Annotated in this window: 9 protein-coding genes and 1 pseudogene; 3 read left to right on the plus strand and 7 right to left on the minus strand. The window is 53.6% G+C overall.

Features of this window, described 5'->3' with window-relative positions; translation table 11 throughout:
• Positions 1-9: 9 nt before the first annotated feature.
• The 4 genes from R3C20_23215 to R3C20_23230 form a co-directional block, all read right to left on the minus strand.
• Positions 10-1,014: an aldo/keto reductase gene (locus R3C20_23215; GenBank protein ID MEZ6043420.1), complete on the minus strand. Its 1,005-nt coding sequence runs from the start codon at positions 1,012-1,014 to the stop codon at positions 10-12.
• A 171-nt stretch (positions 1,015-1,185) separates the two neighbouring features.
• On the minus strand, positions 1,186-2,691 hold the full coding sequence (locus R3C20_23220; protein MEZ6043421.1) for an ABC transporter permease: 1,506 nt from the start codon (positions 2,689-2,691) through the stop codon (positions 1,186-1,188).
• A 176-nt stretch (positions 2,692-2,867) separates the two neighbouring features.
• Positions 2,868-4,430, minus strand: coding sequence for a sugar ABC transporter ATP-binding protein (locus tag R3C20_23225; GenBank protein MEZ6043422.1), 1,563 nt, complete (start codon positions 4,428-4,430; stop codon positions 2,868-2,870).
• Between the two features lie 170 nt (positions 4,431-4,600).
• Positions 4,601-5,896, minus strand: a complete 1,296-nt coding sequence (locus R3C20_23230; protein MEZ6043423.1) for a sugar-binding protein — start codon at positions 5,894-5,896, stop codon at positions 4,601-4,603.
• Positions 5,897-6,072: 176 nt separating this feature from the next.
• Here R3C20_23230 and R3C20_23235 point away from each other — a divergent pair, with 176 nt between their 5' ends.
• Positions 6,073-6,912: a tetratricopeptide repeat protein gene (locus tag R3C20_23235; GenBank protein ID MEZ6043424.1), complete on the plus strand. Its 840-nt coding sequence runs from the start codon at positions 6,073-6,075 to the stop codon at positions 6,910-6,912.
• Positions 6,913-7,018: 106 nt separating this feature from the next.
• Here R3C20_23235 and R3C20_23240 read toward each other — a convergent pair whose 3' ends face one another.
• A complete protein-coding gene (locus tag R3C20_23240; protein ID MEZ6043425.1) occupies positions 7,019-8,338 on the minus strand; it encodes a reverse transcriptase family protein in 1,320 nt (439 codons plus the stop codon).
• 451 nt (positions 8,339-8,789) lie between these two features.
• Between R3C20_23240 and mutL the strand changes: the two genes are divergently transcribed.
• Entirely contained in the window at positions 8,790-10,991 is a 2,202-nt protein-coding gene (gene mutL / locus R3C20_23245; protein MEZ6043426.1) for a DNA mismatch repair endonuclease MutL, read from the plus strand.
• 154 nt (positions 10,992-11,145) lie between these two features.
• Here the strand turns inward: mutL and R3C20_23250 are convergent.
• Positions 11,146-11,325 (minus strand): annotated as a pseudogene (locus tag R3C20_23250) (cation transporter).
• Between the two features lie 343 nt (positions 11,326-11,668).
• Between R3C20_23250 and R3C20_23255 the strand changes: the two are divergent.
• Positions 11,669-15,166, plus strand: a complete 3,498-nt coding sequence (locus R3C20_23255; GenBank protein ID MEZ6043427.1) for an acyl-[ACP]--phospholipid O-acyltransferase — start codon at positions 11,669-11,671, stop codon at positions 15,164-15,166.
• Between the two features lie 28 nt (positions 15,167-15,194).
• On the opposite strand, the gene R3C20_23260 is transcribed toward R3C20_23255, so the two are convergent.
• Complete coding sequence (locus tag R3C20_23260; GenBank protein MEZ6043428.1) at positions 15,195-16,142, minus strand: ThuA domain-containing protein; 948 nt, start codon at positions 16,140-16,142, stop codon at positions 15,195-15,197.
• Positions 16,143-16,253: the final 111 nt, after the last annotated feature.

Below are 16,253 nucleotides of genomic sequence, written 5' to 3' on the forward strand. Positions count from 1 at the left end.
CGCAATTCGCTACACGCGTGGCTTTTCGATGTTGCCAAGTTGGTTTAAGTCGGATTGTCTCTGTTGAAGAGCAGATTCGATTGCCGCCTCGGATGTCGAATCAAGAACGCGGTCGCCAGCCTTTGCTGTTTCCATAATCTGGTGGGGACGTCGAGCTCCGACAATAGCAGAGGTGACTTCCGGGCGTCGCAATACCCACGCGATTGATAATTCAGGAATTGTCCATCCCAGACTGTCCGCAATTGTTTGTAAACGATCGACGAATGCGAGATTGACTTCCAGTTGAGGCGACTGGAACCGCGGGTCACGCGAACGATGGTCCTTTTCGGAAAGCGTCGCAACACGGTCTGCTGTAAAAGTACCCGTGAGAAGGCCTTTTCCCATGGGACTGTAACATACGACTCCTGTATTCTGCTGGTGACAAAAACCCAGCAGACTTTCTTCAACGTCGCGAGCGATCATGCTGTAAGGCGGTTGCAGAGTCGCGACGGGGTGAATGGCTTGCAGCCGCTGTAGCTGACTGACACTATGATTTGAAACTCCGATATGTCGGACTTTGCCCTGTGACTTCAGATCGACAAGTGTTTGCCAGCCTTCTTCGATCTCTTCATCCGGCTCCGGCCAGTGCATTTGATAGAGGTCGATGCATTCGACGTTCAGACGTTTCAGGCTGGCCTCACATTCAGCAATGATGCTGTTGCGGCGCAGGCATTTTCCTATTTCTCCTCCTCCCGAATTCGTTCGACCGCACTTGGTTGCGATGAGTGGCTTCTCAGTGGCAGGGATTTGCCTGAGAGCCTGACCTACCAGTGTTTCACTGTGGCCAAGTCCATAAACCGCTGCGGTATCGATCCAGTTGATGCCCTGTTTAACGGCTTCAATGATGGTTTCGATCGCTTCTGTTTCGTCCTGATCACCCCACCCGAACTTCCAGTCGCCGCCACCAATCGCCCAGGTGCCGAGACCGATAACGCTGAGCTCCAGATCAGATTCTCCAACTCGTCGAAACTGCATGGCGTGCCTTTCTGAGATCATTTTCCTGTTCGCGGCGCTCTCATCGAAAATGAGGGGTGCCGTTGCGTGCCTGAAACCTGATTGTGGCGTTCGTGTCCGGCGATCATGAGCCGGAGTGCGCCGTGTTGATCAATGACTGTTGTGCTGGGACTGTATTCTGCGGAGAGGGAATTATCCCGCTTTCTGCCGCAGCCGTCGTTGCGCGGCGATTCTCTTGTAGGCTTCATCGGCCAGAACACCCAGCAGGATGACAGAACCGATGATAGCGTATTCGAGTGTTCCTGAAATCTTGAGAAGCATGATCAGATTGTTGAGTACCTGCATCACCGCCGTTCCGATCACCACGCCGACGATGGAACCTTCGCCGCCACGCAGACTACATCCGCCCAGTACAGCAGCAGCGATCGCGTAGAGCTCGAAGAAGTTGCCGAAACTGGAAGGAGAAATCGAACTGGAATCGAGTGAAAACAACATTCCGCCGACGGCCGCCATTGATGTGCAGATGACGTAGGCAATCAGAGTCACTCTTCCTGTGTTGATGCCGCTGAATCGCGCGGCCTCTTCATTGCGACCAAGTGCAAGCAGATATCGCCCCCAGATCGTTCGGCCGAGAAAAACCGCAGCAACCGTGCCGATGATCACGAGAAAGAATAGAGGGTAGGGCAGCCCGAACACCATCTGACCATTGTGGGTGACGATGGGAAGTCGACCCGTGGCGACTGTACCGAGTGAAGACGAAAACTCTCCGAAGCCTGCCGGGTTGTCACTGGTCAGCCATCTGGAGAGACCCCGATAAATCAGCAGTCCGCAGAGTGTGACGACGAAAGGCTGAAGCCGCGCGCGAGTAATGAGCAGTCCGTGAATAAGCCCCAGTGTGGCAGCAATTGCCAGCACGCTCAGGATCGCCACAGGAATAGACATTCGTTGGTGTCGATGCATTGGAATGGCGACGCAGTCGTTCGTGATCCGGTCTCCGGGATCATTTCGAAGAGAATAAACGGTTGTGCCCCCCTTGACTTCAACGGCTGTAACTTCCTGTGTGCTCAGGCCCGAGGCGATACCGACCAGGTTGATCTGATCCTGGAGTTTGATGGTGTGTGTCCGGCTGTCGGTTTTGCCCAGTATCACCGTTGCTGCTTTCTTTCCCTCTTCCCGGGTTGCTGAGATTACGGGAATTGTGGGAGTCAGTTCGCCCTGAGTTTCATCTCGCGATGGAGCTTCTTTCGTTGTGATTGACCATTGGCTTCCGGTCTGGTTAATTGCTTCGATGGTGAACAGAATCGACTTGCTTCTTCCACCCGAATAGCGCACGCGGTCGCCGGGGGAGAGACTGCTCGCATCTCCCGAGACGACGATTGTGTGGGCTGCCGCATTCACATCAGAGACGCTGAACTGTTCTGCCGGGTGATAGTCGACCTGCAGAAACATTGCCAGAAGGACGCCGGACAGGCACACGGTCGATCCAATCGACAGGTCGATCCCACCGGTAATGATCACGAACGCGACGCCGATTCCAAGGATACCATAGAGCGACGTGCGGCTCAGCAGATTCTGGATGTTACCCGGTTGCAGAAACAGCGACGACTTGATGTTCCACCACGGATCGGATGTTGCGAGCGTCATGAACGTACACAACGCCACCAGCAACATGAAAATTCCAAACAGTTTACCCTTCATTCTGTACTCTCAATTTCATTCCTGGTGAGGACAAATGCGTTTGAAGTCCTGGATTCGATTGTCAGTTGTTCATTCAACAGACCTGCCCCGACTTACAGCAACACGATTCACACCTCGCAGTTTCGCTTCTGAAACCGCACATTCGTTTGTCAGCCAGAGGCGGATTCGGATGTCGATTATTGTGTTGCACGGCCCGAGTCCGTTGCCAACTTCATGATTTTTTCTTCAGTGAGCTCGTCGCGCTGTAACTCCCCAGTGATTCGGCCTTCGTGCATGACAAGAGATCGATCACTCATCCCGATGATTTCTTCAAGTTCGCTGCTGACAAACAGGATTGCCATTCCTTCACCGGCAAGTTCGTCCATCAGGTGATAGATCTCCTGCTTGGCACCCACGTCAATACCTCTGGTGGGTTCGTCAAGCAGGAGGATTCCGGGTTTCATGGCCAGCCATTTGCCGATGACAACTTTTTGCTGATTACCCCCGGAAAGGTTCAGGACAAGCTGTTCATCATTTGGCATCCGGACACGCAGACGCTGTGTCATCTCGGCCGATTGCTGTTGTTCTACTGTGAAATTCAGAAATCCGGCTGTGGCATGATCGTGTAGAGATGCCAGTCCGATGTTCTGTCGAATGGCCATTTCAAGGATAACCCCCTGTTGCTTGCGGTCTTCCGGGACCAATGCGACGCCTGCAGCGATCGCATCCTGAGGGCTTTGCAGATCCACAGGATGGCCGCCGACCTTGATGGTCCCGCTGAGAGGTCTGTCGACTCCAAAAAGCGTCCTGAGCAACTCTGTTCGACCTGCCCCTACCAGACCAGCGATTCCGACAATTTCTCCTGCGCGAACCTGAAAACTGTTTCGATGGGAGGGCCAGGCCTCCGTGGAAATGTCATGGACTTCAATCGCGACGTCACCCGGTTCATGAGGCTCACGAATGTAGAATCGAGAGACATCCCGACCAATCATCAGTTTGACCAGGCTGTCGTGATTGACCTGATCCCTTTCGAGTTCGCCCGCATTTTGTCCATCTCTGAGGACGACGACTCGGTCTGAAAGTTCCTGCACCTCAGCGAGTCGGTGTGAGATGTAAACGATGCTGACGCCAGCTGACTTCAGATCGCGAATAACTTCGAAGAGGCGTTCAGATTCTCCTGCGGAAAGGCTGGATGTCGGCTCATCCATGATCAGTACTCGAGCATCGATAGAGACTGCCTTGGCGATCTCCACCATCTGTTGCTGCCCGATGGTCAGTTCCCGAACGAGAGTTTGGGGCGAAACATTCAGCCCGATTCGTTTCAACAGGACTTCCGATTTTTGGTTGATCTTTGGGTTGTCAATCATTCCCAGCCGAAGAGGTTCTCGACCCAGAAAAATATTTGCCCCCACTTCCAGATTGTCAGCCAGATTCAATTCCTGATGAATCAATGCGATTCCAGCATCCATCGCATCACTGACTGAATCAAAGTGTCGCTCAGTACCATCCACCAGAATCTGGCCCGAGTCCTGACTTTGAACACCAGCTAGAATTTTCATCAGGGTGCTTTTGCCTGCACCATTTTCACCAACGACAGACACGACCTCTCCGGCACCGATATGCAGACTGACGGATTGCAGAGCTTTGACGCCGGGAAAGGACTTTGAAATATTGGTCACCTGCAGGCGAGGTGGAATCTTATTTTCTGGCGGCGTCTGGCTGCCTGAGTGTGTATGACTGGATGATTGTGGTGAGGGCATCGAACCGTGCCGGAGTATTAAGTGTAAAGACAGCAAATCAGAGCGGAGACAAAAGCCCGGCTTCATTTGAAGTCGGGCTTTTCGCTGTCGTCGTTCAGACAACCTGTTTTTCGGGCTCGTCAATTTCCCGCGACAAAATCTGCACCCTGCAGATGACGAGTCGCTGGTGACTACTGGCCCTTTTTGACTCGCAGGTCTTCCCAGTACTCGTCCACGTTGTCGGAAGTGATTGCACGCGGGGCAATGTCGATGTACTTCGATTCAGGGATAACAGACTCATTTCCTGCCAGCAATTCTTTCAGGACCCGCACGGATTCGTATCCATACATGTAAGGATTCTGGACGACTGTTCCCACGCATTCGCCATCTTTGATTGCCTGCAGGGTGACTTCGTTTTCGTCGAAGCCTACCAGTGTCACCTGCTTAAGCTTACCTGCCTTGCTCAACGCCTGATAGCACGCAGGCGGATTGTATTCAAACAGCCCGACCATTGCGTTCAGGTCCGGCCAGGTAACGAGGGCGTCTTCGGCTTTGGCAAGCGCGACCTCCGGCTTACCCTGGTCCGTAACAGTCGAAACGATTGTGTACTTGTCCCCGACGATTTCGCCGTCGTTGGGGTCCCAGGAATCCGGTTGAGATTTGTAGAAATCCATTGTTCGGTCGCGTCCCATCAACACGTCGACAACACCCTGTCGACGGTACTTGCTGTTGTCCTGCTCGAGACGACCGATGCACAGCAATACCTTCCCACCATCCGGCAGTGCCTTTCTGACCAGCTCACCGCACATTCGGCCTGCGGCATAGTTATCCATGCCGATGTACATCAGACGGTTAGAAGCTGGTGAGTCGGAATCATGGGTGATGGTTGGGACTTTCTCCGCGATCGTGTTGATCCAGTCTACCTGGTTATCTGCGTCGAGCGGGCTGATCGCAATTGCGTTCACACCTCGTGCCAGCAGGTCTTCCACTTTTTGTTTTTGAACCACAGCGGTTGCATCCGGCGGCATTACAACTTCCACTTCGATATCGAATTCCTTCGAGGCATCTTTACATCCGGCCTCCGCAATCTTCCAGAAATCGGCTATCTGGTTTGTGATGAACGCGACAGACTGTTTGCTGCCGGTATCTGATGTGGATGGAATTTCAGGCTGACCACCGGGATTAGATGCGGAGTCTGAACCGGTTTCACAACCAACGATGCCGAATACCAACAGAATCGACAACCACGTACATCTGCTCATGAAATCACCTGAACGAGACCAAATGAATGAATTCAGTCCGAATGCCGGAATCGGACTCAGCCGTACAACGTAGTAAATGCTTTCGATGTCAGGGATTCCGTTGAGTGTCTTGCACCAGTGGATGGCTGTGCAGTTTTGCTGCACGCCCACGCAGACCGCAATCAAAACCTGATTCGCCCGGAATCCCGCAAATCTTTTGTCCACCATACGGATGAGGCGAAGCATGGTCAATTCAACAGGCGAGTTGCAGGTTTTGCCGAGGAATAAACCTTGCAATTTTTGCGGAATTTTCACTGGATCAGGGCTGGCGTGGTCGCCATTGTGGCACGTTCGGCACGCCGCTATAGTCTGGCTGCGGTCGCCGCGATCCCCTCTGTCTTCCCCCAGTTGTCAGTGCCTCCATGTCATTCCTGCCGTCGATTGATAACGATATTCAGTTTATGCGACTTGTGCGTCGGGAATCCGATGTCGATCTGGTCACTGCAGCGCTGGAAATTGCCCGGGATTCACAGTCGGATTTGTCGTTCGAGCCAACACTGACTCGGCTGCGAAAGTCGATCGCCAGACTCACCCATCCTGTCACACAGGCCGGGTCAGACCTGGAAGAGCTGAAATTGTTAATCCGCCATATGACGGAAGAACTCAATTTGCATGGTGACGACGATTGCTACGAAGTCGCAGAATGCAGCTATGTCAATCGGGTACTTGAAACCGGTCGAGGTATTCCGATCTCTCTTTCGCTCATCTATCTGTTTGTTGCCAACAATCTGGGGATTCCGCTGGAGCCTATCGCTGCTCCGGCCCACTTTCTGACTCGTCTGCCCACCGATCATGGAAATCTCTATGTCGATGCATTCGACAGTGGACGCATCATGGATGAAGAAGAGTGTGTTTCATGGCTGCATGACCTGACAGAACTGCCGATTTCTGAAATTCGTGTCACTCTTAAGCCCGTTGATGAACGGACCATTCTGATTCGGATGCTCAACAATTTGAAATCGATCTTCGGCAACCGCGAACAATGGACACCTGCGTGGAGAGTTCAGCATCGACTATCGTTGTTGATTCCCGGGTCTTATCGTGAACGACGCGACCTGGCGATTATTTCGCTGCGGGCAGGGCGATCCGGTGAAGCCATCAGCCTGCTGAAAAGATGCATTCAGGTGTGTCCACCTGACGAACGATCAATGCTGCAGCAGCATCTGAAAATGGCTGAGCGCGAAGCTCCGCTTTGGAACTGAGCAAGGACTGCCGCAAGTTTTTGGTGCAGCAGTCATCGCGGCATTGAGATCAGGTTAGCTCTGGAGCTCACGGCATTTGCCCAGGGGCGAAGCTCGTAGTATCTGTTCAAAACGTGATCTGCTCGAAGCTGTGCATGAGTTTCTGAGCGCGCGACGGGTGGTAGCGTGCCATGTGCTGGATCCGCCCCAGCAAATGCATTCGAAAATTGTCAATGCCCGAATGATTCTGAGTCTGCGGCCCAAAACGAATGCAGTTATGCAGGATTGCTTTGAGCAAATCAAAGTCTCGCCGGGATACGGCTGGATGCTGATTCAGGACCAGCCCTGTCGCTCGCTGTTGCCTGCTTTGGAGCATGATGCGCGATTTTCGGTGGTTGACATTCAGACCTTCGGCAATCACGATCGCTGCCACATGAATGCGGAACTGTTTCACGCAGCGTCGAAACCGCTCGTCGCCGGAGAACAGCAGGTCGTCGGCATATCGCGAATAGTGAATACCAGCAGACTGTGCTAATCCCTGAAGTCGAGCATCCAGACGATAGGACAACAAGTTGGCGATCAGTGGTGATGTCGGCGCACCTTGCGGGAAATGAGGTTGCCTGAGCAGAACCATGAGATGTCGATCAGAGTTCGTCAGCGAGATTGATGAATAGTCCCGCAGGACTGACGATGGTGTCGTGTTTGTGCAAAGATTCGAAAGAGTGCGTGCGACCACTTCCGGGTAGCCTGCCAGCATCAGCAGTCGCATCAGGCGAAATGGCCGAAGCGATGGGAAATAATTCTGAAGATCCATTCGCAGCACGACCTGGCGACCCGTATGAGATTGCACGAACGTGTCGACCGAGCGACCTTTGCAGAATCCATGAGCTGCATCGTGAACGGGTAGATGACGCAGGCATTCATTCAGGAGACGTCGCTGCATCTGCCTGAGCCCCGGTTTGGGAGACTCGATCAGCCGCCGCCCGCTGCGTCGTTTTTCAACCCAACGGTAGTGATAGTGACAGAGCGGTCCGTGTGGGTGTTGTCGTCCGATTTGAGAGGAATCGGCAAACCACAACAGATGTTCGACAGGGAGATCAAACCAATCGGCCAACTGACGCACGGTTGTCCATGTCGGTCGGACAGACGATTTGAGCGAAGTAAGCTGGCAATCAAATTCGGAATTCATCCGAATGTGGTTGGTGAGCGTTGTGATGCGTTCGCTTGCGGCGGCCAGACGCCGGTCTTCATAAAGAAAGTCAGTCAGTGCCCGGCGGGTTGGGCGTACGCCTGGGAATCGCTTCAGAACTCCCTGGATCAGAAATGGCAGCCATTTCGATTTTCCGTCCACGATAACACCGCACCGATGCAGCATTGATGGCTCGGTCCATTCGCCGGCAACGAAAGCGTCTACCAATGAATCAACATCACGTGAGAGAAGGCTCATGATGCGGCCAACCTGGTCGAGAGCACTCGGAAACGAAATGGTGACGCGCTGGAAACACGGGAAACGATTGCCAGAACGATTGAACGGGTAGCGGATTTCCGGCTGAATCTGACAGGCGTGAGCAGTTGTACGACCGGCGTACTATGGCTCACGCGACGAAATTCGAGTGCTGAAAATGCCCCGGGGTAACCCCGGAGAAATGATCGGTCAGGCAACGTTGGGGACAGAAAATGCATCAGAGATGCATGACTGCTGACCGCATCGATGACCTGCGGGATCATTCGCCCGGAAATCCGCACCCGGGCTCAGAGTAGAATCCGGTGGCGTGGAGATGTCAAATGCTTTCAATGACCACGCGCAGATATTCAATTCGTGCAATGATTCATCGCGCATTGATCTGTTGTGGTAACCTTCTAAGATCCTGTCTGGCGTCAACGTTGATGCTCAACAGGTGACTCTGCCGCTCTTCAATGGATTCCTGGTAACTTGTGGTTCCATGGCTCGCATTCAGCAACTCGATCCTCATGTGATTAACCGCATTGCTGCAGGTGAGGTGATTGAACGTCCCGCCAGCGTGGTCAAGGAATTGCTGGAAAACAGTGTTGACGCTTTAGCAACGCGTGTTGAGGTTGATATCTACGAGGGCGGACTTCAACTCATTCGAATCTCCGACAACGGAGAAGGCATTCATCGAGATGACATGCTGCTGGCCGTCACGAGCCACGCGACAAGTAAGATTCGCAGTGATGCTGACCTGGATCACGTGAATTCGCTGGGGTTTCGTGGAGAAGCCCTGGCGTCGATTGCTTCGGTGAGTCGATTTCGGATTCGAACACGACAGGAGGACGAAACTGTCGGTCGAGAGCTGGAATGCAACGGAGGTCAGATCACGATTCAGCGAGAATGTGGTTGTCCTGTCGGTACGGTGATGGAAGTCCATCATTTGTTCTTCAACACGCCCGCGCGACGCAAGTTCATGAAGAAGGCGTCCACGGAGTTCGGGCACATCAGTGAATACTTTGCTCGCATCGCACTTCCAAATCCCGCGTTGCACATGGTGCTGCGGCATAACGATAAGCTGGTGTATGAATTACCAGCAACCAGCAATCAGCTCGATCGGATTCGGAGATTTTATGGTTCTGAAGTCGCGGATCAGCTGATTCCTGTCGAATCGGTTTCTGATCTGCCGTCGGGCGAGTCAATTCGATTGTGGGGCTATGTTGGATCGCCAACGCTCAGTAAATCCACTCGTAAAAACCAGTATTTGTTCCTGAATGGCCGCTCAATTCAGGATCGAAGTCTGCAGCACGCATTGCAGGAAGCTTACCGAGGTCTGCTGATGGTCGGGCGACATCCAGTCAGCTTTCTGTTTCTGGAACTGCCTCCTGCTCTGGTGGACGTCAATGTTCATCCCACAAAGACCGAAGTGCGTTTCCAGGATAGCCAAACCCTGTATCGACAGTTACTTCATACGTTGCGTGACAAGTTTCTGAAGCTTGAGTTCCGTTCAACAATCGAAGTGCCGCAGGTTCGCGGTCGGCAGCCATTACTGTTGAACTCACGGATCTCGGGTCCTTCTGCCGAAACTCGCGAGCTTGGGTTATGGGCAGAAAACGCAGTTGCAGCAGAGCTGCCGAGGATTGGGCCGCTGGCGCAACAAACGGATTCGCCGGAGGCAATCCGGCTTCAGGACACCGCTCCTGAGACGGCCAGCAACGCGCAGGACGTTAATGATCGATCGATCCCTGCGAACGACGCCCGCCCGCTGGTCACGCCATTTCAACCGTTCCCCGACAACAACCGTTTTCGCGTTCCGGCATCTCCCGGTGGGCGAAGTGGAATCTTTGCAGATGAGACCTCCCCGCCGTCCCCATCCGAGGGCTCGTCTGATGCGGGCCTGTCAGAGAAGCATTCGCGGGCGGCATTGTCGTCGTCGCCGGCAGCTGAGCCGAACAACGTCGGTAGCGGCACTGATCCTCAGGGTAGCCCGTCAGTAACTGCAGAGAGAGAGGAGTTTTCGGCGAACGCCATCATTGGTGCTGCAACGGCGGGCAGTTATGGACCGATGGTCATGGCGGACGAGTTTCGCGCTTTCCAGATTCACGATTGTTATCTGGTGGTTGCGACAGACGAAGGCCTCGAAGTCATCGACCAGCATGCGCTGCACGAACGGATTCTCTACGAACACCTGAGGCACCGCATTCTTGGAGGCGGAATAGAACGCCAGAAACTGCTGATCCCTGATCCAATTGAATGTTCTGCGGGCGAAGCTGCAGTATTGCAGGAGTATCAGGATCTGCTTCGTGAAATTGGATTCGAAGTTGAGGAGTTTGGTGGGACAACCATGCTGCTGACTTCGTATCCGGTTCTGATTCCCCGAGGGGATCTGGCCCGCATTGTGCGCGATCTGGCCGGGCAGCTTGAACAAAGTGATGGTCGAACAACCCGACGTGATTTGCTGGATCATATGCTGCACACCATGGCATGTCGGGCCGCGATTAAATCCGGACAGCGGTTAACTCTGGAAGAAATGCAGGAACTTCTTCGGCAACGCCATCTCGTCGACGATTCTCATCACTGTCCCCATGGTCGCCCCACCGCTTTGACTCTGACCCGTGACACACTGGACCAGCAGTTCGGTCGATTGGGGTAGCTTCTGTACCTCGCTGCCGGAGAAACAGTGCGTCCGAACTCCGGCACGCAACCATGCCCGCATGGCGCGAGCATGGTTTGGGTGGTCTCCGCGGACTCGACGTATGATGAAGGCGGTGATCTTCCAGAGCCCCGTCGAGTGACAAAACAGACTTTCAGGGATTCGTCAGAAGTTCTGTGGATTCCGCCGGGAAGCCACATTCTTTTGAAGCCGCGATGGCGTCTTCGATGACAAAGTTTTGAGTATCGCCGGACACGATGACTGTTCTTGCGTCGGCATCAATCTTCAGGGTCGCTACACCCGGTAGCAATTGCAGGACCGACGTAACGGTACTGCGGCATCCGCCTCAATGCATTTCCGGGCAATGGAACTTTGCGAGCGCGACGGCACTGGCAAGCGATTCCGGCGAGGCTTGCGGTGCGGTCACGGTCTTCGGTGCGGTTTGACTACTGTCGGCACAACCGACAGCAGTCTGCCACCCTTGATGGTTGCTCTTTGCGTCGGCTCAATATCGCTCTTTGTCACATGAACGGTCGGCGTAGCAGTCATCAGTCCTTCAAACTTTCCTGATCCCATGAAAAACAGGATGGGCCGCTGATGATTTGACGATGAGTGTTCTATCTTACACACGCATATCTTCAGACGATTTCGTACCGAACCTCAACCGGACCTGGCGAATGAATTCAGCTCAACATTCTTCGGAGACTGCTGTTCCGGAAACACACTCAGGAATTGCTTCGGCTTCGTTTGTCGGGTACCTGATGATGATTTTTCTGACGGCGGTGAACGACAATATGTTTCGATGGCTGATTATTCCGATCGCAAAGGCCAAACTGCGGACAGGCAGTCTGACGCCATCGGAAGTTGAATCGCAGGAATCCCTGATGTTGTCGCTGGGGCTGGGAAGTCTTGTTCTGCCATTCGTCCTGTTCGCTCCATATTCGGGATGGGTGGCGGATCGATTCAGCAAACGCTCATCAACGATCCTGCTCAAGATAGCGGAGGTCTTCCTGGTTGGTGTGGGGGTCTGGTCGATTCACTTCGGCCATTTGCCGACTATGTTTGCTGTGCTGTTTCTGCTGGGAACCCAAAGTGCGTTGCTGAGCACGGCAAAGTTCGGCATTATTCCGGAGCTCGTGGCGCGGACATCGTTGTCGGCTGCCAACGGTCTGGTGGCATTGACAACTCTGGTGGCTGTCATTGCGGGAACGGTCGCCGGAAATGAGCTTGCTGAACGAATGATTTCATCACCCGACTTCGGGTTGACGATTCCTGCGATTGCCCTTCTCACAGTGGCCGTGCTTGGCGTCGCAGGCAGCTGGTTGATTCAACGCGTCCGTCCGGCAGATCCCGGTCTGGCGTTCCCTGTGAATCCGATCACGTGGGCCTGGCGAGACTTAAAGCTGGTCTTTCTGGATCGCCCGATTCTGCGGGTCACACTTGGCATTACATTCTTCTGGTCGCTGGCCTCTCTCGCCCAAATGAATATCGACACGTTTGTGACGCGGGAGTTGCTTTTGAGTCAGACCAGGGTGGGGTTGTTTCTGGCAGTGCTCAGCGTTGGTGTTGGACTGGGAAGCTTACTGGCGGGGTGGTGGTCGAATGGTCGTGTCGAGTTGGGGATGGTTCCGCTGGGTGCGTTGACGATGGCGTTTGCCTGTGTTTGTCTCTTCTTCAGCCGGTCCTCATCGGTGATGTCCGCTGTGATGCTGGCGACGATTGGTGTGGGGGGCGGACTGTTCAATGTTCCGCTGAATGCCTGGCTTCAGGAACGCAGCCCTCATGGCAAACTGGGGGCGATTCTGGCAGCGGGGAATCAGCTGACCGCTATTGGTATGGTTGTTGTCGCCGGACTGTTCTGGCTAATGCGCGGACCACTTCAATTGTCGGCCGCTCAGATCTTTTTAGTCTGCGGCATCGGTATTCTGCCAATTTTGTACTATGTGGTGTGGCTGCTGCCACAAGCCACCGTTCGATTTGTGGTCTGGATGCTGAGCCGATTTGTCTATCGTGTGCGATGTTATGACATCGAGAATGTGCCGGAGCAGGGCGGGGCATTGCTGGTGGCAAATCACGTCTCCTGGCTGGATGGTGTATTGCTGCTGCTGGCGAGTTCCCGCAATATTCGCATGGTCGCCTACGCAGATTACATACAGGGGCCGTGGATCAAATGGCTTGCGAATTTGTTCGGTATCATTCCGATTCGCGCGGGAGATGGTCCCAGAGCATTGATGCAATCGTTGAACACCGCCCGCGATGCATTGATCGCGGGGGAACTGGTTTGCATTTTTGCTGAAGGTCAAATTACTCGCACCGGGCAGCTGCAGAAGTTTGAACGGGGACTGGTCAAAATCCTGAAGGGAACCGATGCTCCTGTAATTCCTGTTTACCTTGATGAGCTGTGGGGGAGCGTTTTCAGCTATGAACGAGGGCGGTTCTTCTGGAAGAAGCCCAGTCACTGGCCCTATCCGGTTTCAATTTCTTTCGGCTCGCCTGTGCATAGAGTGGAAGATGTTGATATCGTCCGGCACGCTGTGCTGGACCTCGGCACAAAATCATTGGAACGCAGAAAGGAACGAATGATGATTCCGGCAATGCAGTTCATACGACAATGTCGTCTGGGATGGAATCGAATCAAAGCTGCGGACTCAGCCGGAGCGGAATTAACGGGAGGACGTTTACTGACCGGATCGCTGGCGTTTCATAAACTGCTGACGACTTCGGTTCTGAAGCCTGATGTCACGATGGTTGGCTTGCTCCTGCCGCCGTCCTCCGGGGGCCTGCTGGCCAACGCTGCTGTGGCGTTGTCTGGTAAGGTGGCTGTCAATCTGAATTACACGCTGTCGGATGATGTCGTTAATTACTGTATCCGCGAAGCAGGTGTCAAACAGGTTCTGACCAGTCGTCGATTTCTGGAAAAGAAGCCGATGAACCTTGATGCTGAACTGATTTATCTTGAGGACCTGAAAGAACAAATCAGTGGAATGGAGAAGGCTCTGGCATTTCTGACTGCCAGGTTGATGCCATTTCGGATGTTGTGTCGGAAGCTGGGGCTTGACAGAATTAAGCCCGACGACCTGATGTCTGTTATCTTCACTTCAGGTTCCACCGGCGAACCCAAAGGCGTCATGCTGTCACAGAATAACATTGGCTCTAATCTGGCAGCCGTTCGACAACTGCTGAATCTGAAAACAACGGATATGCTGCTGGGTGTACTTCCGTTCTTCCATTCGTTTGGTTTTACCATTTCGATGTGGCTGCCACTTTGTACAGATCCTGGCGTCATCTACCACTTCAATCCGCTCGATTCCCGAACCGTTGGAAAGCTCATCGAAAAGTATAAAGCGACCATCTTGCTGGCGACTCCCACATTCCTTCGTTCGTACATGAAGCGATGCTCCACCGAGGAATTGAAGTCGCTGAACCTGGTGATCGTTGGTGCAGAAAAACTCCCCGACGATTTGCGCGACGCGTTCCGGGAGAAGTACGGGTTCGAGCCCAGCGAGGGATACGGGACGACCGAATTGTCACCTGTCGCTTCAGTGAATATTCCGGCTTCGCGACTTGGCACAGAGTATTCCGGGCAGACCTCAACAAAACACGGAACGGTTGGCCGAGTGATTCCGGGTTCTGTGGCCGCTGTCTTCCATACCGAGACCAATGAACGTCTGGGAACAAATCAGGAAGGCATGCTGAAGATTAAAGGACCCAACGTGATGCTTGGATACCTGAATCATCCGGAGAAATCTGCAGAGTTGATTCAGGATGGATGGTACACAACGGGGGATCTGGCTCTGATTGATGATGAAGGCTTTATCCGGATTACGGGCCGCCAGAGTCGATTTTCCAAGATCGGTGGTGAGATGGTTCCCCACCTTCGAATCGAAGCTGAATTAACCCGCATTATGGACGACGATCCTTCGGACGAACCGGGCATTCTCTGCGCGGTGACGGCCGTCCCTGATGCTTCCAAAGGCGAACGCCTGATTGTTCTGCATAAGCCCGTGAAGAAATCGATTCGGCAGGTGACCGATGAACTGAAAGCCGCGGGCCTGCCAAATCTGTGGATTCCGAGTCAGGATAGCTTTTTGGAAGTTGAACAAGTTCCGTTGCTTGGCACCGGAAAACTTGACCTGAGAGGAGTCAAGGATCTGGCACTGAAACATTTTGGTTGATTCAACCGCCAATGATGGCGGAGGCGTACTATCGCGTCTCAACCGCTTCTGCTGAGGCCTTCTTTTTCGGGATGCTCTTCCTGGCGTCCGTCTTCGCGGGCTGGCGAGGTGTGAGTAGCCCATCAAGTTGTGATTGTTCAATCGTGGATGGAGCACCGGTGTCGGGAATCATCACTCCTGCCGACCACAGAATTCCATTGATGACAAGTTGCCGCATGCCGGTTCGTTCCCACGCGGAATGGGCATCGAGGCCTGTGAACGAGAATGAACGGCCACCATTTGGACGATCATAGGTCCATGCGACGATATGAGCGTCGATACCTGTGCGGCTTTCTGTATATTCCCTGCCGGACCAGACGAGGGGGGTGATGCCTTTCATGTCCTGGACAAACTGCAACCCATTTAACCATCCATCATTGATCTGCCATGCCGTAACTCCGCGGCACACTTCATGCTTCGGGAAGTCAACATGAGCGCTGTCCCAGTGTCCTCGACCTGATTTTCCTTTCGCATAGACGCCTCCAATCCAGGTTTTTGCCTGTGAGAGATGATCATCGGGGAAGTCTACGGCCTGATGAATCATTACGATTCCCACGCCGGCATCAACCAGTGCCTGCATCCGGGCGATTCGGTTTGGCGTCTTCAGAAATGCCTGCTTTCCACCACCGTCGGTATAGAACACGATGGCCGCGGCTCCGTCGAAGAGTGATTCATCCTGGGGCCATCCATCGTTGATACGAACCGTTACAACGCCGGGCGTCTGTCTCAGCAGAAGTGCCAGGCAGTCGCAACCTGCCAGGTAATCGTGATGCCCCGGCTTATCCACTTTTGCCGTCTCTCCGGCCACCAGAATGATTCTTGTTTGCGATGGTTCATCTGCTGAGGAGGCAACTGCCTCGGTCGTGGATGGCAGCAGTGACTGAAGGATCAAAAAAACGGCTACGACAGGCGTGTGGCTTCGCCGATGGATGGGCATAAAAGTCTCACTTGGAGTTAAAAAACAAGAAGAGGGTTCATCGAATAACTAATAACGAGGCATTTCAAGAACCAGAATCGATGGCATTCTGCGAAGCAGATTCCGCGGGAA

This window comes from Planctomycetaceae bacterium (assembly GCA_041398825.1).
Classification (GTDB): Bacteria; Planctomycetota; Planctomycetia; order Planctomycetales; family Planctomycetaceae; genus F1-80-MAGs062.

What these genes read in the sequence shown, in the direction of transcription:
- R3C20_23215 (MEZ6043420.1), bottom strand. Translation starts at nt 1,014, where the DNA reads ATGCAGTTTCGACGAGTTGGAGAATCTGATCTGGAGCTCAGCGTTATC.
- R3C20_23255 (MEZ6043427.1), top strand. Translation starts at nt 11,669, where the DNA reads ATGAATTCAGCTCAACATTCTTCGGAGACTGCTGTTCCGGAAACACAC.
- R3C20_23240 (MEZ6043425.1), bottom strand. Translation starts at nt 8,338, where the DNA reads ATGAGCCTTCTCTCACGTGATGTTGATTCATTGGTAGACGCTTTCGTT.
- R3C20_23225 (MEZ6043422.1), bottom strand. Translation starts at nt 4,430, where the DNA reads ATGCCCTCACCACAATCATCCAGTCATACACACTCAGGCAGCCAGACG.
- R3C20_23220 (MEZ6043421.1), bottom strand. Translation starts at nt 2,691, where the DNA reads ATGAAGGGTAAACTGTTTGGAATTTTCATGTTGCTGGTGGCGTTGTGT.
- R3C20_23260 (MEZ6043428.1), bottom strand. Translation starts at nt 16,142, where the DNA reads ATGCCCATCCATCGGCGAAGCCACACGCCTGTCGTAGCCGTTTTTTTG.
- R3C20_23230 (MEZ6043423.1), bottom strand. Translation starts at nt 5,896, where the DNA reads ATGCTTCGCCTCATCCGTATGGTGGACAAAAGATTTGCGGGATTCCGG.
- R3C20_23235 (MEZ6043424.1), top strand. Translation starts at nt 6,073, where the DNA reads ATGTCATTCCTGCCGTCGATTGATAACGATATTCAGTTTATGCGACTT.